The 20180-nt window shown below is 74.5% G+C and carries 6 protein-coding genes and 1 pseudogene; all 7 read right to left on the bottom strand.

Features of this window, described 5'->3' with window-relative positions; genetic code table 11:
- Positions 1 to 4818, bottom strand: a pseudogene (locus VM95_RS17515) (beta-ketoacyl synthase N-terminal-like domain-containing protein); the annotation flags it as partial.
- Between the two features lie 735 nt (positions 4819 to 5553).
- Positions 5554 to 6591 (bottom strand): methyltransferase, encoded by a 1038-nt coding sequence (locus tag VM95_RS17510; RefSeq protein ID WP_045697732.1) that lies wholly within the window; start codon positions 6589 to 6591, stop codon positions 5554 to 5556.
- A 59-nt stretch (positions 6592 to 6650) separates the two neighbouring features.
- Positions 6651 to 7865, bottom strand: a complete 1215-nt coding sequence (locus VM95_RS17505) for a cytochrome P450 family protein (protein ID WP_045697730.1) — start codon at positions 7863 to 7865, stop codon at positions 6651 to 6653.
- A 107-nt stretch (positions 7866 to 7972) separates the two neighbouring features.
- Positions 7973 to 8572 carry a carboxymuconolactone decarboxylase family protein gene (locus VM95_RS17500; protein WP_052707420.1) on the bottom strand — a complete coding sequence of 200 codons (600 nt, stop codon included), beginning with the start codon at positions 8570 to 8572 and terminating at the stop codon, positions 7973 to 7975.
- Complete coding sequence (locus VM95_RS17495; RefSeq protein ID WP_052707419.1) at positions 8569 to 9513, bottom strand: MBL fold metallo-hydrolase; 945 nt, start codon at positions 9511 to 9513, stop codon at positions 8569 to 8571. The genes VM95_RS17500 and VM95_RS17495 overlap by 4 nt, the downstream gene beginning before the upstream one ends.
- 32 nt (positions 9514 to 9545) lie before the next feature.
- A complete protein-coding gene (locus VM95_RS17490; protein ID WP_045697725.1) occupies positions 9546 to 10979 on the bottom strand; it encodes a cytochrome P450 in 1434 nt (477 codons plus the stop codon).
- A complete protein-coding gene (locus VM95_RS17480; protein ID WP_052707418.1) occupies positions 10979 to 20179 on the bottom strand; it encodes a type I polyketide synthase in 9201 nt (3066 codons plus the stop codon). The genes VM95_RS17490 and VM95_RS17480 overlap by 1 nt, the downstream gene beginning before the upstream one ends.
- Position 20180 lies beyond the last annotated feature (1 nt).

Below are 20180 nucleotides of genomic sequence, written 5' to 3'. Positions count from 1 at the left end.
GGTGGCCTCCCGGAACGCGTCGCGGAAGCCCAGGTCGCGCGAGTTGGCGATCCGCTCGGTGGGCACGTCCAGCGCCCGCACGGCGTCCCACTTGGCGGGGCTGGCGGTGGCGAACACCTCCGCGCCGAAGTGGTGCGCCAGCTGGATCGCGGCCATGCCGACACCGCCGGCGGCCGCGTGCACCAGCAGCTTCTCGCCCGCGCGCAGGTCGGCCAGGTCGACCAGGCCGTAGTAGGCGGTCAGGTAGACGACGGGGATGGCCGCCGCCTCGGCGAAGCTCAGACCGGCCGGCATCGGCGCGACCGTCCGCCGGTCGGCCACCGTCACCGGCCCGAACGCGTCGGTGACCAGGCCGAACACCCGGTCGCCCGGCGCCAGGTCGGTCACCCCGGAGCCGACCTCCAGCACCACGCCGGCCGCCTCGCTGCCCAGCGGCGCCTCACCCGGGTACATCCCGAGCGCGATCAGCACGTCACGGAAGTTCAGGCCGGCGGCCCGCACCCCGATCCGCACCTCGCCCGCGCCCAGCGGCCGGCCGGCCTCGGACGGGACGATCGCCAGGTTCTCCAGCGAGCCCTTCCGGGTGATCGCCAGCCGCCACAGGTCGTCGGCCGCCGCCGCGGGCGTACGACCGAGTCGCGGCGCGACCAACCGGCCCTCGCGCAGGGCGAGTTGCGGCTCGTCGAGGTCGAGGAGGGCCCCCCACTGGGGCTCCTCGCCGCCGTCCGGGCCGTCGAGGTCCACCAGCACGAAGCGGCCCGGGTGCTCGGACTGGGCGCTGCGCACCAGGCCCCACACCGGGGACTGCGCCAGATCGGGAGCCTCGTCGCCCACCGCGACGCCGCCCCGGGTCACCACGACCAGCCGGGCCTCGCCCAGCCACTCGCTCGCCAGCCAGCGCTGCACCAGCTCCAGCGCCTGCCCGGCGGTCGCCAGCACGGCCTCCGCCGTACCCGCCGCCGGGGCCGGGCCGTCGGACCCCGGGCCGTCGAAGCCGGCGAGGACCGCCTCCGGCGCGGCCGCGCCATCGGCGACGGCCTTCTCCAGGGCGTCCAGGTCCGCGAACCGCTCGGCCTCGCCCGCCAGGCCGTCGAGGGCCGGCGACGAGCCGAGGACGGCCAGCCGCACCGGCTTCGCGGACTCGGGCGTCACCGGGGCCCAGTCGACCTGGAACAGCGGGTTCTGCCGGCCGCGCTGGGCGCTCTCGAGCTGCGCCGGGTCGGTCGGGCGCAGGGCGAGGGCGCCGACCGTCACCACCATGGCGCCGCTGTCGTCGACCGCGTCGATCCGCACGGCGGACTCGCCCGCCGAGCCGATCCGCACCCGGGCCCGGGTGAGGCCGGCCCGGCCGAGCCGCACGCCCGACCAGGAGAACGGCAGGTCGACCGACGATCCGGCGTCCTTGTCCAGCATCACGCCGTGCAGCGCGGCGTCGAACAGCGCCGGGTGGACGCCGAAGCCCTCGGTTCCGGCGTCGTCGGGCAGCGCCACCTCGGCGTACACCTCGGTGCCGCTGCGCCACGCGGCCTGCACGCCCTGGAACAGCGGCCCGTAGTCCAGGCCGAGGTCGGCCAGCCGCGGGTAGAGCGATTCGACGGGGACGGGCTGGGCGCCGACCGGGGGCCACTGCGCCGGGAACGGGGCCGGGGCGTCGGTGTCGGCGGTGAGCCAGCCGCGGGCGTGGCAGGTGGTGTCCGGCCGGTCGTCCTGGCCGTCCTGGCCGCCGGTCTCGGGGCGGGAGAAGACGGCGACCTCGCGGCGGCCGTCCTCGCCGGGCTGGCCCACGGTGACCTGGACGTGCCGCGCGGTGCCCTCGTCGAGGAGGAGCGGGGCCTCGATGACCAGCTCGTCCAGGACGGGGCAGCAGACGGTGTCGCCGGCGGTGAGGGCCATCTCGACCAGGGCGGTGCCGGGGACGAGGACCATGCCGAAGACGACGTGGTCGCGGGTCCAGGGCTGGGTGTCGATCGACAGGCGGCCGGTGAACAGCCATTCGTCGCGGTCGCCGAGCTGGGCGGCGGCGGCCAGGACGGGGTGCTCGACCCGGCCGAGGCCGGCCGCCGAGGCGTCCCCGGAACCGGCGCTGGGGGTGAGCCAGAAGCGTTCGCGCTGGAACGCGTAGGTCGGCAGCTGCACCTGCTGGGCGCCGCTGGCGGCGAAGAACGCCCGCCAGTCGACGGCCACGCCGTTCACGTGGGCGGCGCCGAGCGAGGTCGCGAAGCGCTGCAGCCCGCCCTCCTCGCGACGCAGCGATCCGACCACGCCTACGCGGTCCTGGGCGCCGTGGGCCTGGGCCGTCTCCTCGACGGCCATGGTCAGCACCGGGTGCGGGGACACCTCGACGAAGAAGGACACCCCGGTGTCGATCACCGCCCGCAGGGCCGGCTCGAAGCCGACCCGGCCGCGCAGGTTCCCGTACCAGTACCGGGCGTCCAGCGTCCGGGTGTCGATGAAGCCGCCGGTGGCGGTCGAGTAGAACGGGATCGTCCCGGAGACCGGCGCGATCGGCGCCAGCACCTCCAGCAGTTCCGCCTCGATGGCCTCGACCTGCGCCGAGTGCGAGGCGTAGTCCACGTTGACCTTGCGGGCGCGGATGCCGTCGCGCTCGCAGCCGGCGATCATCTCGTCCAGCGCGGCGACCTCACCGGCGATGACCACGGTCGCGGGGCCGTTCACCGCGGCGACCGAGATCCGGCCCTGGTACGGCTGGAGGAGCTCCTCGGCGCGTTCCACCGGCAGCGCCACCGAGACCATGCCGCCCCGGCCCGCCAGCCGGTCCAGGACCAGCCGGCTGCGCAGCGCCACGACCCGGGCGCCGTCGCGCAGCGACAGCCCGCCCGCGACGCACGCGGCGGCGATCTCGCCCTGCGAGTGCCCGACCACGGCCGAGGGCTCGACGCCGTACGAGCGCCACAGCGCCGCCAGCGACACCATCACGGCCCACAGCGCGGGCTGCACGACGTCCACCCGCTCGTACGAGGGGGCGCCCTCGGCGCCGCGCAGGACGTCCTCCAGGTTCCAGTCGACGAACTCGGCCAGCGCCGCACCGCAGGCCGCGACCGACTCGGCGAACACCGGCGAGGAGTCCAGCAGTTCGACGGCCATGCCGACCCACTGCGCGCCCTGGCCGGGGAAGACGAAGACGGCCTTGCCGTTGCCCGGCCGGCCCTCCAGCACGTTCGCCGCCGGGTCGGCCGCGGTGAGGGCGGCCAGGCCGCTCAGCAGCGCGCCGCGGTCCGGGGCCACCACGACCGCGCGGTGCTCCAGCTGCGCGCGCGTCGTCACCGAGGAGAAGCCGATGTCCAGGACGGAGATGTCCGGCCGGGCGATCATGCGGGCCCGGATGCGGTCGGCCTGCTCGCGCAGCGCCGCCTCGCTCCGGGCGGAGAGCAGCACCGGCGTCACGGTCGGCGCCACCCGGGCGTCCTCGTCCGGGGTCGGCTCCGCGACCGGCGCCTCCTCCAGGATGACGTGCGCGTTGGTGCCGCTGATCCCGAACGAGGACACGCCCGCGCGCCGCGGCCGCTCCGAGGCCGGCCACTTCTGCGCCTCGGTCAGCAGCTCGACCTGGCCGGACTCCCAGTCGACGTGCGGCGAGGGCGCGTCCACGTGCAGCGTGGCGGGCAGCACCTCGTTCTGCATCGCCAGGACCATCTTGATCACGCCGGCCACGCCGGCCGCGGCCATGGTGTGGCCGATGTTGGACTTGATCGAGCCGAGCCGCAGCGGGCCGTCGGTCCGCTCGCGCCCGTAGGTCGCCAGCAGCGCCTCCGCCTCGATCGGGTCACCGAGCGTGGTGCCGGTGCCGTGGCCCTCGACGGCGTCCACGTCGGCGGCCTTGAGCCCGGCGTTCGCCAGGGCCTGCCGGATGACGCGCTCCTGCGAGGGGCCGTTCGGCGCGGTCAGGCCGTTGCTGGCGCCGTCCTGGTTGACCGCGGTGCCGCGCACCACGGCCAGCACGCGGTGGCCGTTGCGGCGGGCGTCCGACAGCCGCTCCAGCAGCAGCAGGCCGGAGCCCTCGCCCCAGGCCACGCCGTCCGCGGCGGCCGCGTACGCCTTGCACAGCCCGTCCACCGACAGCGCCCGCTGCCGGCTGAACTCGATGAAGTTGTTCGGCCGCGGGTGCACGGTGACGCCGCCGACCAGCGCCAGCGAACACTCACGCGCGCGCAGGGACTTGGCCGCCAGGTCCACGGCGACGAGCGAGGAGGAGCAGGCGGTGTCCACCGACACCGCGGGCCCCTCGAAGCCGAAGGTGTAGCTGATCCGGCCGGAGGCGACGCTGCCGGCGGCGGCGGTCGGGAGGTAGCCCTCGATCTCGGCGCTGCGGTCGCTCATGCCCGCGACGAAGCCGTAGTCCTGGAACATCACGCCGCAGAAGACGCCGGTGTCGCTGCCCTTGAGGGTCAGCGGGTCGATGCCGGCGTCCTCGAACGCCTCCCAGGCGGTCTCCAGCAGCAGCCGCTGCTGCGGGTCCATCGCGAGCGCCTCGCGCGGCGAGATGCCGAAGAACTCGGCGTCGAACTCGCCGACGCGGTCGACGAATCCGCCGCTGCGCGTGTAGGAGGTGCCCGGGTGGTCCGGGTCCGGGTCGTAGAGCCGCTCAAGGTCCCAGCCGCGGTCGTCCGGGAACTCGGAGATCCCGACGCGCTCCTTCGCGAGCAGCTCCCACAGCTCCTCCGGCGAGGTCACCCCGCCCGGGAAGCGGCAGCTCATGCCGACGATCGCCAGTGGCTCGCCCGCACGGTCCAGAAGCTGCTGGTTCTGCCGCCGGAGGCGCTCGGTTTCCTTGAGCGACTGCCGGAGGGCCCCGACGATGTCCTTCTGATCGGCGGCCATGCCTACTCCTTCACGCCTGGGCGCACAGCGGCAACCAGGTCCTCGACTGCTCTCACGCCACGCTGGTGCGGGCCGCCCGGATCAGGGCGTCGGCCAGTGACCGATCGACGCGGCCACCCGGCCGCCGGCACGCCGTCGGGCCGGCAGTCCCCCGCCATGCCGATCCCCCCGGCGCATGGCAATTCCCCGTCATGGGCCGAGTGTCAGCAGGCCCGCGAGTGACAGTACGCACCTTCGTGTGCCGTCAAGAGGGCATTGTCCGCAACCTGCCAATGTCAAGAAGGCAGGAACTGGTCAGATAGTTCGTGATGCGGCCGGACGGCCGGTCGATCCGGTTCGGACAGTGACTCCGGCGGGCTCCGGAAAACGACGAGAAGACCCTGTGCGAACGGCACAACGCGCCTGTTCGACGGGGAGGCCCAGGTGAAGTCCGCCCTGCCGCGACGTGACCAACATCGCTGTCAGCTTCTGGTCAGTGGACTGGACCAGATCGGAAACATTGCCGTGGTAAAGGCGCTTCGGGGCGCTCGCCCGTCCCGTGCCGCGCAGTTCCGGTACGACCGAATCCCGCCGGTGGCAAGGGCGTTGATGCCGAACCGAGATAAACGAAACCGCTCGCGTTCCGTCCCGTTTCCGCGCGGTGGGTCTGCGCGGTACGGAACGGAACGCGAGCGGGAAGTCGGACCGACGGCCCTGGCCGTCGCCCGTCCGTCGTCAGCCCTCGTTGCCTCCGGGGACGGCCTCGATCAGCGAGAAGGCCATCGGGGCGGGCAGCAGCGAGAACGCGGCCGGGGTGAAGCCGGCCCGCACGAGGAGGGCCTCGAACTCGGCCTTGGTGCGTCCCCGGCGGGAGCCGACCAGCTGCATGTGGATGTCGCTGAGGTACATCGTGTTCGGCAGGGAGCCGTCCACGGTGTCGGGCATGACCGGGTCCACGATGAGCAGCCGGCCGTGCGGGGGGATCACCCGCCGGACGTTGCCGAGGATCGTGACGGCCCGCTCGTCGTCGGCGTAGTGCAGGACGTTCCTGACCAGGTAGAGGTCGGCGCCGGCGGGCACCTCGGCCGCGACGTCGCCGGCGACCACGGTGCAGCGGTCGGCGACTCCGGCCGCCGCCAGGACCTCCTCGGCCGGGGCGACCGCGGGGGCGGCGTCGTGCACGATGCCGCGCAGACCGGGATTGGCGGTGAGGACGGCGGCGAGCAGCGCGCCGTTCCCGCCGGCGATGTCGGCGACGGTCTTGAAAGCGCCGAAGTCGTAGTGCCGCGGCAGCGCCTCCGCGGTCTGCAGGGCGCTCTGCCGCAGGGTGGCGGGGAAGTGCTGCGACAGTTCCGGGTCGCCCGCGACGTACGCGAAGAACGGCTGCCCGAAGACGGCGCCGAAGGTGGAGCCGCCGGTGCGGACGGCGGTGTCGAGCTCGCGCCAGGCCGCCTGGATCGCCGGATCGGTGAACATCCGGGTGAAGGAATTCAGCGAGTCGGGGCGGTCGGTCCGCAGCAGGGCGCCGACCTCGGTGAGCCGGAACGCGCCGGATTCCGCCTGGGCCAGGACCCCGAACGCGGCGAGCGCACTGCACAGCTGGGTGGTGACCGCCGGGTCCGTGCCGAGCTCGGCGGCCAGCTCGGCGCCGGTCCGCTCGCCGTCGCCGAGCACGTCGGCCACGCCCAGCCGGGCCGCGGTGGACACCGTCTGCATGGCCATGTGGCCGAAGGCCAGTTCGAACAGTCGTTGCTTGTGGATCGCTTCAGTCATGACGTCTTCCTCAGTGCAGTGCTTGCTGGCTCAGTGCAGTGCTTGCTGGTCTCTCGCGCTCACTTCAGGCGCACCGGCAGGGAGCCGAAACCGCGCATGAAGCCGATCCGCCAATCCGGGAAGTAGTCGGGATCGGCCAGTCGCAGGTCACCGAACCGCTGCAGCAGCTGGGTGAACGCGACGTTCGCCTCCAGTCGGCCCAGCGGGGCGCCGAGGCAGAAGTGGATGCCGTGCCCGAAGGCCAGGTGCTTGGGGCTCTCGTCCACCTCGTGCAGCCGGGGCGGGTCCTCGTTGTACTCGGGGTCGTGGTTGGCGGCGTCGAGCGAGACGCACACCAGCTCGCCGGCCGGGATGGTGACGCCGCCGAGGCTCACGGCCTCGCTGGTGTACCGCATCGTCGCCCAGCCGACCGGCCCGAAGCGGCGCAGCACCTCCTCGGTCGCGGCGGGGATCCGGTCCGGGTGGGCCCGCAGCGCGTCCATCGCCTCGCGGTCCCGCAGCATCATGTAGACGCCGTTGGCGATCAGGTGCAGCGACGTCTCGTGCCCGGCGACCAGCAGCAGGAAGGCCATCCCGATCAGCTCGTCCGTGCTGAGCCGGTCGCCGTCCTCGCTGTCGGCGATCAGCCCGGACAGCAGGTCGTCACCGGGGGCGGCCCGCTTGGCCTCCAGCAGCGCGGTCAGGTAGTCGGTCATCTGCTGCGAGACGGCGGCCATGTCGAGGTCCGGGTCGGCGTCCAGCAGGATCCTGGACCACTCCTGGAACTTCTCCCGGTCGTCGAACGGCACGCCGAGCAGCTCGCAGATCACCACGACCGGCAGCGGCGCCGCCAGCGCCTCGATCAGGTCGACCTGCTCCCGGCCCTCCAGCTGGTCGAGCAGGCCCTTGGTGATGTGCTCGATGCGCGGCCGCAGGGCGGCGACCCGTCGGCCGGTGAACTCCCGGCCGACGAGCTTGCGCAGCCGGGTGTGCTCGGGCGCGTCGCTGTTCAGCATGTGCGAGTTGAGCAGTTCCGAGGCGCCGGCGCCGCGCCCGTCCGGGGCGACGCGGCGCAGGATCTCGTACAGATCGGTGACGTTCTTGCGCATCCGAGGGTCCGCGAGCGCGGTCCGGGCCTCGTCGTAGCCGATGATCAGCCAGTGCGGCAGACCGTTGGGCCGACGGACCCGCAGGACGGGGCCCTTGGCGCGCCAGCGACGGTAGTACTTGTGCGGATCGTCGAAGAAGTCGGTTCCGATGGTCTCTTCCCGCACGGGTCCCCCGAACTGGGTCATCTTCCTTGCCCTCCCTGAGAATCACTTCCACTGATCGGTGCGGTGCGGCGCGCGGCGGCCGTACCGCCCCGGTTCCGTGCGGGGGCACGGAACCGGTCGGCGGAGTCTCAGGGTCTGGGGAGGTCGGCGGGGTCGGTGAACCAGTCCTCGAGCGGGACGTCGCAGGACTTCAGGATGTAGGCGAGCATCGAGTACGCGCCGATGAGCGCCAGCACTTCCAGCAGCTGCTCGTTGTCGTACGCGGACGACAGCTGCTGCCACGTCCGGTCGGACAGTGCGGCGTCCGGGCCGCGCAGCTCGTCGACCGCCCGCAGCAGGGCGGCGTCGTGCGCGGACCAGCCGGCGGCGTCCGGGCCGGCCGGGACGCGGGCGATCTCCTCCTCGGAGATGCCGGCCTTGGAGCCGATGGCCACGTGGTGGGCCCACTCGTAGCGGGACTGCAGGAGGTAGCCGACCCGCAGCACCATCAGCTCCCGGTCGCGCAGCGGCAGCTTGCCCTGGCCGAGCGCGGAGAGCATCGGGTTCATCCCGGTCAGCAGCGCCGGGTGGTTGCCGATCACGCCCAGGACGTTGGGCACCGGATTGCCGACCATGTGCGCCAGCGGGCCGTCCGGGTCGGTCTGGACCTCGGCGGGCATGCCGAGCAGCGGACGGAGCTGCTCGGCGGGGGCGAGCGCCATCCGGGGCGCGGTGCTCCGGGTCGTCACGCCGTCACCTCGGCCTTCGGGGATTCCTCCAGCTCCACCATGTGGTGCAGGCACTCCAGCGGTCCCGGCGTGCCGTCGCCGTTGAGCTCGCGGTAGACGGCACCGATGTTGAGGACCAGGCGCTCGGCGTTCTCCAGGCCCTCGAACCCGGTGAGGTCGAACTCGCGGGCGGCCTCCAGCGCGGACTTGCCCTGCTGGTGGGCGGCGGTGGCCTGGAGCTTCAGCTGCTCCAGCTGCTCGCGGATCCGGACGACGTCCTGCTTGCCGCCGACCGGGCCGTGGCCGGGGACGACGAACTCGGGGTCGAGCTCGATGATCGTGTCGCAGGCGCGGATGCAGTTGTCGATCGGCCCGGAGTGGATGACCCCGTGGGTGCCGAACATGAGCAGGTCGCCGGCGTACACGACCTTCGTGTCGGGGACGTGGACGATGACGTCGCCGACGGTGTGCGCCGGGCCGGCCTCGATCAGTCGCACGACCCGCTGGCCCACGGTCAGTTCGAGCTCGCCGTTGAAGGTGATCGTCGGGTAGGTCGGGGTGATGCCGGAGAAGTCGAACGGCTCCAGGTGCTTGCGCAGCCGGGGGTCGGCGTCGGGGGCCAGCAGCGGGGAGGTGGTCTCCGGGCCGGCGTGGCGCATCGCCCGCGCGGCGGCCGTGGAGGACACGATCATGGCGTCGCCGACGAGCTGGTTGCCCCACCAGTGGTCGCCGTCGTGGTGGGTGTTGACGACCCAGCAGATGTCGACGGTGGGCACCGCCCGGGCGATGGCGGACAGCATGTCCCGGGTCTGCGGGACGGAGAACAGGGTGTCGACGAGCAGCGCCTCTTCGCCGCTGTGCACCAGGCCCGCGTTGCCGAAGCCGGTGGCACAACTGCCCTGCAGGTAGGCGAAGGTCTGCGGCGCGAGCTGGTGCACGCCGGTCGTGAAGGGGACGGACAAGGGTATCTCCTCGGTTCTGTGGGTATCCGCGGTCAGTGCCCGGCCGCCACCGCGGTCCGGGGGCGCAGCACCATCCGCGGACCGCGCTGGGGCACCACGACGGGGCCGCGCGGGACCGCCTTCGCCGGGTCCTCCTCGACCCGCTCGAAGTCGACGTTGGTCACCAGCTCGCGCAGCATGGTCCTGATCTCGTGGATCGCGATCTGGTCGCCCATGCAGCGGGTGTGCCCGCCGCCGAACGGGATCCAGGTGTACTGGCCCGGCTGCACGCCGAGGAACCGCTCCGGGCGGAACTCGTCCGGCTCGGGGTAGCGCTCCGGGTCGTTGTTCATCAACTCGGCGCTGGGGACCAGCAGTTGGCCGGGCTCGTAGCGCACGTTGCCGATCACGATCGGCTCCATGACCTGGCGGGCCAGGTTGTTCGGCAGCGGCGGGTTCTTGCGCAGCACCTCGTGCGCGGCGGCGGTGAGGTACTCCGAGGACCCCTCGGCGATCTCGGCCCGCAGCTTGGCGAGCCGCTCCGGGTCCCGGGAGAAGTGCTCGATCGACCAGCAGACCGCGGACACGGTCGTCACGGTGCCGGCGACGAACATCGTCATGATCTCGTCGCGCAGCTCCACGCCGGACAGCGTCGTGCCGTCCTCGTGGGTGATGCCGAGCAGGACCGACAGCATGTCGTTGCCGAGCTCGCCGACCTCAAGGCGCTCGGCCACCGCCTCGGCGATCAGCGCGTCGACCCGGGGGCGGTTGCGCCAGAAGTCCTTGACGCCGGTGCCGGGGCGCCGCTTCATCAGCCGCTTCTTCGCCGGCGACCACCGGTCGAACATGATCATCGCGGTGGGGTAGGTGTTGATCTCCAGCAGGTCCATCAGCCCGTCGAGCAGCTGGGGCCAGTTGCTCGGGACCACTCGGCCGAACACGACCTCGCGGATGACGTTCATCGCCCAGCGGTGCACCAGCGGGTGCATGTCGACGTCCTCGTCGCGCGGCCACTGCGCGACCGCGTCCACCGTGATCTGCTCCACCGCTTCGGTGATCCGGTTGAAGGCGGCGCCCTTGAAGCTGCGGGTGAGCGCCTTGCGGCGGGCCAGGTGCTCGCCCTCGTCGAGGAAGGCGAGCCCGGTGTGGCCGAAGAACTTCTCCAGCGCGCCGTTCGAGGTGCCGCAGTGCAGGCTGGTGCGCGGCGCCTGGAAGACGGCCTTCACCTCGTCCGGGTCGGTGAGGATGAAGAACTCGACGCCCGGCACGAAGCCCAGCTTGAACTTGGAGCCGTACAGCCGCTTGCACTCGTTCAGGAACGCGGTGCGGTTCTGGGCCCACTGGGCGAGCTGCTCGCGCTGGCCCAGGCTCGGCCCGGGCACCTGCGAGGACGGGATCACCGTCGTCTCCGCCGGCTTCGCGGTGTGGTCGACCGGGCAGCGGCCGCCGCCGTGCTCGGCCGCCACGTCGTTCGCGTCGGGGTTCATCACTTCTCCTTGTCGTACACAGCTGAGTCGGCAGAGAATCCGCCCCGGACCCACATCTCGACGGCCTGGGCGCACTTCGGGTCGTTGATCAGGTCGAAGTGACCGGCGTCGAGCCGCAGCAGGTCGCCGCCGAGGTCCCACGCGGGCCAGGAGTGCGTGTCGCCGGCCCGCACGTACAGCCGCGGGGTCTCGATGCCGGTGTCCTCGCGCTCCGCCAGCAGGCGCAGGTAGGCGCCCATCGCCAGCCAGCCGGAGTCGTCGAAGGCGAGGTCGCGACCGCCGTTGAGCAGCGCGTCCATGCTCGACTCGAACGCGGCGCCGCCGTCCTCGACGACGGCCTTCGGGTCCGGCGAGTCGAGCAGCACCAGGCCCGCCGCGGCCCGACCGGTGCGCTCGAGCTCGGCGGCCAGCGCGTGCGCGACGGCGCCGCCGATGGAGTACCCGACGAGCACCACCTCGGCGTCGCCGACGGCCTGCCGGATCCCGTCCGCGAGCATCCCGATGACGGTGTCCCAGGCCCCGGGCAGCGGCTCGTCCTCGCGGAAGCCGGGCAGCGAGCAGGAGTACACGTCCCGGCCGCGCAGGCCCTGGGCGAGCGCCAGGAACAGGTGCGGGCCCGAGCCGACCGCGAACGACGGCACGCAGACGACGGCCGGCTGCGCCGGATCGCCCTTGGCGAGCCGCACCACGCGTCCGCTGCCCTGCGGCAGCTCCTGCGGCGAGGTGAAGGCGGGGCGGAACCGGGAGGCCTCCATCAGCCAGCTCATCGCCCGGCCGAGCTCGCCCCCGGCGTGGGCGTGGCGGACCAGCGCGGTGAAGGTGCCGCGGCCCTCCTGGTCGGAACGGACGGCCGGGGTCCCGCCGGTGGCGGAACCGGCCGGTGCGGCCGGTGCGGGCGGCCGGCCGGACTCGCCCGACCCGCCGGACCCGCCGGACTCTCCGGACCGGGGGTCGGCCTCGGCCGCCGCCACCTCGTCCGCCAGGTGCCGGACGAGCCAGCGGGCCAGGCCCACGGCGTCGGGGTGCTCGAAGACCACGGTCGACGCCACCTGCACGCCGGTCACCCGGTTCAGGCGGTTGCACAGCCGGACCACGCCGACCGAGTTGAACCCCATCTCCCAGAAGCCCTGGTCGACCTCGACCGCGTCGCCGGACTCGTGCCCGAGAACGGCCGCGACCTGCGCCCGGACCACCCGCTGCGCCAGAGCCTCGCGCTCCTGCGCGGGCACCGCGGCCAACTGCCGCACCAGCGCGCCGCCGCGGTCGTCCGCGTCCTCGTCGTGCTGCTCGGCTGGCTGGGCCGCGCCCTGGGCCGCCGGTCCGGACACGCCCGGCGCCAGCCAGTACCGCTTGTGCTGGAACGCGTAGGTCGGCAGCGGCACCCGGGTGGCGCCGGTCCCGGCGTAGAAGGCGTCCCAGTCCACCTCGATGCCGGCCGTGTGCGCCTCGGCCAGCGACAGCGCGAAGCGGTCCAGGCCGCCCTCGTCGCGCCGGAGCGTGCCGATCGTCGCCACCGTGGCGACCCGGCCCTCGGCGTCGTGGGCGGTGGCGGTCTGCTCGATCGCGGTCGACAGCACCGGGTGCGGCGAGACCTCCACGAAGCGCGTCGCGCCGTCGTCGATCAGCGCGCAGACCGCGGCCTCGAAGCCGACCTGGTTGCGGACGTTGCGGTACCAGTAGGCCGCGTCCAGGCCGGTGGTGTCGACGAACCCGTCGACCGCCGTGGAGTAGAACGGGACCCGGCTCGCCCGGGGCGCCACCGACGCCAGGGACGCCACCAGCTCGCTCTCCATCGCCTCGACCGCGGTGGTGTGCGAGGCGAAGCCCGAGCCGAGCGCGCGGGTCCGCACGCCGTCGCGCTCGCACTCGGCCCGCACCAGCTCCAGGACGTCGCCGTCACCGGCGAGCACCACGGAGACCGGGCTGTTCACCACGGCGACCTCGGCCCGGCCGCCGTGGGCGGCGACCCGCCGGGCGACCTCGGCGTCCGAGGCGCCGATCCAGAGCAGCCCCTCGTCGTTCGGCAGCAGCTCGCTCGCGAGCCGGTTGCGCATCACCACGATCAGGACGGCGTCCTCCAGGGACAGCGCGCCGGCCGTGTAGGCGGCGGCGACCTCGCCCTGCGAGTGGCCGACGATCACGTCCGGCTCCACGCCGTGGGCCCGCCACAGCGCGGCCAGCGAGACCATCACCGAGAACATCGTCGGCTGCAGCACGTTCCACGGGACGGCCCCGTCGACCGCCTCCAGCGACGGCGCGCCCGGCGCGCCGCGCAGCACGTCCTCCAGGTTCCAGTCCACGTGCGGTTCGAGCGCCTTCGCGCAGGCCGCGATCTGCTCCGCGAACACCGGCGCGGTGTCCAGCAGCCGCACCGCCATCCCGGTCCAGTGCGAGCCGTGGCCGGGGAAGACGAACACCGTCTTGCCGTCCAGCACCCGGCCGTCGACGGTGTGCTCGGCCGCCCCGTCGCCGGCCAGCGCCGCCAGCCCGTCGAGCAGTTCGTCCCGGTCCCGGGCCGCGACCGCGGCCCGCCGCGGCAGGGCCGCGCGGGTCGTCGCCGTCGAGAAGGCGACGTCGACCGGGTCGAGGCCCGGGTCGGCGAGCAGCGCGGCGTGCAGCCGCTCGGCCTGCGCCCGCAGCGCGGGCCGGGTACGGGCCGAGAGCAGCACCGGGACGGCGGGCGGCCGCTCGCCGGTGACCGGCGCGACCGGATCCGGCGCCGGGGCCTCCTCCAGGATCACGTGGGCGTTGGTGCCGCTCAGACCGAAGGCCGAGATGCCGGCCCGGCGCGGCTCGCCGTCGCTCTTCCAGGGCCGCTCGGTGAGCAGCAGTTCGACCTCGCCGGCCTCCCAGTCGATGTGCGGGGACGGCTCGGTCACGTGCAGCGTGCGCGGCAGCGTCTCGTGCCGCAGCGCCTGGACCATCTTGATGACGCCGCCGACGCCGGCCGCGGGGCCGGAGTGCCCGATGTTCGACTTGAGCGAGCCCAGCCACAGCGGGCCCCGGGTGCGGTCCTGGCCGTAGGTGGCCAGCAGCGCGTGCGCCTCGATCGGGTCGCCCAGCGAGGTGCCGGTGCCGTGCGCCTCGACCGCGTCCACCTGCGCCGGCTCCAGGTCCGAGGCGGCCAGGGCCGCCCGGATCACCCGCTCCTGGGAGGGGCCGTTCGGCGCGGTCAGGCCGTTGCTGGCGCCGTCCTGGTTGATCGCGCTGCCGCGCAGCACGGCCAGCACCTGGTGGCCGTTGCGGCGGGCGTCCGAGAGCCGTTCCAGCACGAGCAGGCCCATGCCGTCCGAGAAGGACGTGCCGTCCGCGGTCGCCGAGAACGCCTTGCACAGGCCGTCCGGGGACAGGCCGTGGATGCGCGCGGTGTCGGACAGGGCGGTCGGGGTGGCCATCACGGTCACGCCGCCGGCCAGGGCGAGCGAGCACTCGCCCGCCCGCAGCGCCTGCATGGCCAGGTGCAGCGCCACCAGGGACGCGGAGCAGGCCGTGTCGACGGTGACCGCCGGGCCCTCCAGGCCGAGGGTGTACGAGATCCGGCCGGACAGCACGCTCGACATCACGCCGGTCATGTGGAACTGCTCCAGCTCCGGCGGCATGCCGACGCCGTAGTCCGGGTTGACCGCACCGCAGTACACACCGGTGTCGGTGCCGCGCAGCGAGGTCGGGTCGATGCCGGCGTTCTCGAACGCCTCCCACGCGCCCTCCAGCAGCCAGCGCTGCTGGGGGTCCATGGCCCGGGCCTCGTGCGGGCCGATGCCGAAGAAGCCGGCATCGAAGTCGCCCGCGCCCTTCACGAACCCGCCGATCCGGGCGTACGTGGTGCCGGGGTGCTCGGGGTCCGGGTGGTACAGCTCGTCGATGTTCCAGTCGCGGTCGGTCGGGAATCCGACCATGCCGTTCCCGCCGGCGGCCACCAGCTGCCACAGGTCGTCCGGCGAGTTCACCCCGCCGGGGTACCGGCAGCTCATCCCGACGATCGCCAGCGGCTCGTCGACCGCGCCGCGGCGCGAGCGCACCACCGGGCGCGGGGTGTCGGAGGCCTCGGCGAGCTCGCCGACGATCAGCCGGGCGATCGCCGCCGGGGTCGGGTGGTCGAAGACCATGGTCGCCGACAGCCGCAGGCCGGTGACCCGGGTCAGCCGGTTGCGCAGCTCGACGGCGCCCATGGAGTCGAGGCCGACGTCCTTGAACGGGCGCTCGGGGTCGATCGCGGTGTGGGTGTCGTGCCCGAGGACGGCGGCGACCTGCGCGCGCACCAGGTCGAGCACGACCCGCACGCGGTCCGCCTCGGGGGTCTGGGCGAGCGTGCGCGCCAGCGAGCCGCCGGCCCGGCCGCGGCGGGCGGGCGTGCGGACCAGTCCGCGCAGCAGCGGGGCCAGCGTGCCCTGCTGGGCGCGGGCCCGCAGCTCGGCGAGGTCCAGCCGGAGCGGCGTGAGCAGGGCGGGCGCGGCCGCGCCCAGACGGTCCACCAACTGCCGTGCGGGCTCGGTCGGTTCGGCGGCGTCCGGGGAGGCGTCCCAGGCCAGCGCGGTCACCGGCAGGCCCTCGGCGCGCCACCGGTGGCCGAGGGCGTCCAGGGCCGCGTCGGCGGCGGCGGTGGCGAGCTTCCCGGCGGTGCCGAGGAGCCCGGCCTCGGAGCAGACCAGCGCGAACGCGGCCGGGCCGTGCCCGGCGGTCAGCTCGCGCAGCCGCAGCGCGGTGTCGAGCCGCGCGTCGACGGCCCGGTCGAGCTGCTCGCCGTCGTGCGTCTCCAGGGTGCCGTCCGCGACGGCCCCGGGGGCGTGGACGACCGCGCTCAGCGGGCCGTCCAGGGCGGACAGCGCGTCGGCGAGGTCGTCGACGGTGTCACAGGCCACCGCGCGGGCGCCCGCGCCGGCCAGGTCGGCGACCAGCGCGTCGACGGCCTCGTCGGGGCCGCCGAAGGTGGCCAGCAGCAGCCGCCCGGCGCCGTACCGCTCGGCCAGCCGGCGGGCGACCGCCGGGCCGGCACCGCCCGGGCCGCACGCGACCAGGACCGTCCCGGCCGGGTCGGGCACCGCCGCGGCCTCGGCCGGGGCGGCGGGGGCGAGCCGGGGCGCGAGCAACGCGCCCTCGCGGACGGCCAGTTCGGGCTCGTCCAGCTCGCCGAGCACGGTCCAGTCGGCCGGGCCCCGCTCGTCGAGGTCGACGAGCAGCACCGTGTCCGGGTGTTCCGTCCGGGCGACCCGGGCCGCGCCCCAGACCGCCGCCGCCGCGGGGTCGGGCAGCACGCCGCCGGCCGCGACCGCGCCGCGGGTCACCAGCACCAGTCGCGCGTCGGCCGACAGGGGGCTCGACAGCCAGCCGCGCAGCGTGTCGATCGTCCGCGCGGCCAGCTCCCGCACCCCGCCGGTGACGGAGGCCTCGGTGCCGTCCGCCAGGACCGGGGCCAGCACCAGGGTGGGCGGCTGCGCGCCGGCGGCCAGCGCCGCCTTCAGGGCGCCGAGATCGGCGAACTTCTCGCCGGGGGCGTCCAGTTCGCCCAGGACGGCGATCCGCGCCGCGGCGGACGGTTGCGCGTCCACCGGCGTCCAGACCGGCTCGAACAGGGTGTCCGCGCCGGACCGCAGCGCGCCGTCGAGTCCGGGCGCCGGGCGGTAGCCGACCCGGCCGACCGACAGCAGCGGCTCGCCGTCGAGGTCCACCGCGTCCACCCGCAGCACCGAGTCCGCCGTGACGACCCGGACCCGGGCGCGGGCCGCGGTGGCCGTCCCGAAGGACACGTTCGCCCAGGAGACCGGCAGGTTCGGGGCGGCGCCCGGCTCGACGTCGAGCAGGCCGCCCTGGAGCGCCGCGTCGAACAGCCCGGGGTGGAGCCCGTAGCCGGTGCCGTCGATGTCGTCGGGCAGGGCGATCTCGGCGAAGACCTCCGAGCCCCGGCGCCAGAGGGCCTGCACGCCCTGGAACAGCGGGCCGAGGTCGAGCCCGGCCTCCGCGAGGCGCGCGTACAGGTCGTCGACGGGCACGGGCTCGGCGTCCGCCGGCGGCCACTGCGCGTCGAAGGGCACCGGCGTCGCCGCCGCGCCGCCGAGCCGGCCGCGCGCGTGGCAGACCGCCTCCGGGCGGTCGTCGGCGGTGTCGGCGGCGGTGGTCGAGGCGGTGGCGCGCGAGTAGACGGCGAGCTCGCGGCGGCCCTCGGCATCGGCGGCGCCGACGGTCACCTGGACCAGGCGCGGCTCGTCGCCGAGGACCAGCTGCGTGCCGATCTCCAGCTCCTCCAGCACCGGGCAGCCGATCGCCGTGCCGGCCGTCACCGCCAGGTCGACCAGCGCCGTCCCGGGGAGCACCAGCGCCCCGAGCACGACGTGGTCGGCGATCCACGGCTGCGTGCCGGCCGCGACGCGCCCGGTGAACACCCATTCGTCGCGGTCGGCCACCGGCACCGCGGCGGTGAGGACGGCGTGGTCCACCCCGACCTGGCCGGCCGCGGCCGCGTCGGCCGAGCCGGTGCCGGGCGCCAGCCAGAACCGCTCGCGCTGGAACGCGTACGTCGGCAGGTCCACCCGGGCCGCCCCGGTTCCGGCGTAGTAGGCCGCCCAGTCGACGTCGACGCCGGCGATCCGCGCCCCGCCGAGGAAGCGGGCGAAGGTCTCGGCCTCGTCCTGCCGCGCGCGCAGCGCCGGCAGCAGGACGGCGTCGTCGGCGCCGTCGAGGGTCTGCCCGGCCATCGCGGTCAGCACCGCGTCCGGGCCGAGCTCCAGGAACCGCCGGACGCCCGACCGGTACAGGGTCCGCACGCCGTCGGCGAACCGCACCGCGCGGCGGACGTGCTTCACCCAGTACATCGGGTCGGTGAGCTCGTCGGTCACCCGCTCGCCGGTCACGTTCGACACGACCGCGAGCTTCGGCTTGCTGAACGTCAACTTCCGGGCGACGGCGGCGAACTCCGCCAGCATCGGTTCCATCCGGGGCGAGTGGAAGGCGTGCGACACCTTCAGTCGCGAGGTCTTCCGGTCCGCGAAGCCCGGCAGCCACTCCTCGGCGGCGTCGGCGTCACCGGACACCACCACCGCCCGCGGGCCGTTCACCGCGGCGATCTCCAGCCGGCCCTGGTAGCCGCCCAGCGTCGCGAGGACCTCCTCCTCGGTGGCCTGGACGGCCACCATCGCGCCGCCCCCGGGCAGCGCCCCCATCAGCCGGCCGCGCGCCACCACCAGGGCGGCGGCGTCCGCCAGCGAGAGCACCCCGGCGACGTGCGCCGCGGCGATCTCGCCCACCGAGTGCCCGATCAGGAAGTCCGGGCGCACCCCGAACGACTCGACCAGCCGGTACAGCGCGACCTCGACGGCGAACAGCGCCACCTGCGTGTACTCGGTGGCGTTCAGCAGCGCGGCCTCGGCGGAGTCGGGCTCCGCGTTCAGCAGCGCGCGCAGCGACCGGCCGAGCAGCGGGTCCGCCGCGGCGCACACCTCGTCCAGCGCGGCGGCGAACACCGGGTACGCCCGCGCCAGGTCGAAGCCCATCCGGGCCCGCTGGGAGCCCTGGCCGGTGAACAGCACCGCCGTCTTCCCGGCGACGGCCCGGCCCTCGGCCGCTCCCGGCTCCCCGGCGGCCAGGGCGGCCAGCGCGGCCGCCAGCCCGTCCCGGTCGGCGGCCGGGACCACCGCGCGCCGCTCCAGCAGCGCGCGCGTGGTCGCCATCGAGAGGCCGATGTCCGCCGGCGTCAACTCCGGCCGCTGCACGAGGTGTTCGCGCAGCCGTCCGGCCTGCGCCCGCAGCGCCGCCTCGGTGCGGCCGGACAGCAGGACCGGCACGATGCCCGCGGGGCGCGGCGCGGCCTCGGCGTCGGCGGACCGCTCGGACGCCGAGGGTGCCTCCTCCAGGATGACGTGCACGTTGGTGCCGCTCACCCCGAAGGACGAGACGCCCGCGCGCCGCGGCCGGTCGCCCGGCCGCCACGGCCGCGGGCGCGACAGCAGGGCGACCTGGCCGCTCTCCCAGTCCACGTTCGAGGACGGGGTGTCCGCGTGCAGGGTGGCGGGCAGCGTCTCGTGCCGCATCGCCAGCACCATCTTGATCACACCGGCGATGCCGGCGGCCGCCGAGGTGTGCCCGATGTTCGACTTGATCGACCCCAGCCACAGCGGGCCGTCGGTCCGCTCCCGGCCGTAGGTGCGCAGCAGCGCGTGCGCCTCGATTGGGTCGCCGAGCTCCGTTCCGGTGCCGTGGCCCTCCACGGCGTCCACGTCCGCCGGGGACAGGCCCGAGGTGGCCAGCGCCGCCCGGATCACCCGCTCCTGGGCCGGGCCGCTCGGGGCCGTCAGCCCGTTGCTGGCGCCGTCCTGGTTGACGGCGCTGCCGCGCACGACGGCCAGCACGGTGTGCCCGTTGCGCCGGGCGTCGGAGAGCCGCTCCAGCACGATGAGGCCGCAGCCGTCGGCGAAGCCGGTGCCGTCCGCCTCCTCGGCGTACGCCTTGCAGCGGCCGTCCGGGGCCAGCCCGCGCTGGCGGCTGAACTCGACCAGCAGGGTCGGGCTGGACAGCACGGTCACGCCGCCGACCAGCGCCATCGAGCACTCACCGGCGCGCAGCGCCTGCGCGGCCTGGTGCAGCGCCACCAGCGAGGAGGAGCAGGCGGTGTCCACCGTGACCGCGGGGCCCTCCAGCCCCAGCAGGTACGAGATCCGCCCGGCCAGCACGCTGGTCAGGATGCCCAGCCGGTACCCGCCCAGCTCGGGCGGCATGGTGGCGCCGTACTCGGAGCTGATGGCGCCGCAGAAGACGCCGGTGTCGGTGCCGCGCAGCGACGTCGGGTCGATGCCGGCGTGCTCGAACGCCTCCCACGCGCCCTCCAGGATGAGTCGCGCGGCCGGGTCCATCGCCAGCGCCTCGCGCGGGCCGATGCCGAAGAAGTCGGCGTCGAAGTCCGCGACCCCGTCGACGAATCCGCCGGTCTTCGCGTACGTGGTGCCGGGGTGGTCCGGGTCCGGGTGGTAGAGGCGGTCGACCTGCCAGCCGCGGTCCTCGGGCAGCGGCACCAGGGCGTCGCGGCCCTGCGCCAGCAGCTCCCACAGGAGCTCCGGGGTGGTCGCGCCGCCGCCGAAGCGGCAGCTCATCCCGACGATCGCCAGCGGCTCGGACGCGCGGGTGCGCAGCTGCCGGTTCTCCTTGCGGAGTTGCTCGTTGTCCTTGATCGACATCCGCAGGGCGTCGACCAGCTCGTTCGTCTTCGCAGTCATG

The organism is Streptomyces rubellomurinus (assembly GCF_000961885.1).
In the GTDB taxonomy this organism is placed as follows: domain Bacteria; phylum Actinomycetota; class Actinomycetes; order Streptomycetales; family Streptomycetaceae; genus Kitasatospora; species Kitasatospora rubellomurina.
Note: the sequence above shows the minus strand (reverse complement) of the source record. Positions and strands in the feature narration are given on the sequence as shown.

Excerpts from the sequence above, each read along its gene's own strand:
- VM95_RS17510 (WP_045697732.1), bottom strand. The coding sequence starts at position 6,591 with ATGACTGAAGCGATCCACAAGCAACGACTGTTCGAACTGGCCTTCGGC.
- VM95_RS17505 (WP_045697730.1), bottom strand. The coding sequence starts at position 7,865 with ATGACCCAGTTCGGGGGACCCGTGCGGGAAGAGACCATCGGAACCGAC.
- VM95_RS17490 (WP_045697725.1), bottom strand. The coding sequence starts at position 10,979 with ATGAACCCCGACGCGAACGACGTGGCGGCCGAGCACGGCGGCGGCCGC.
- VM95_RS17480 (WP_052707418.1), bottom strand. The coding sequence starts at position 20,179 with ATGACTGCGAAGACGAACGAGCTGGTCGACGCCCTGCGGATGTCGATC.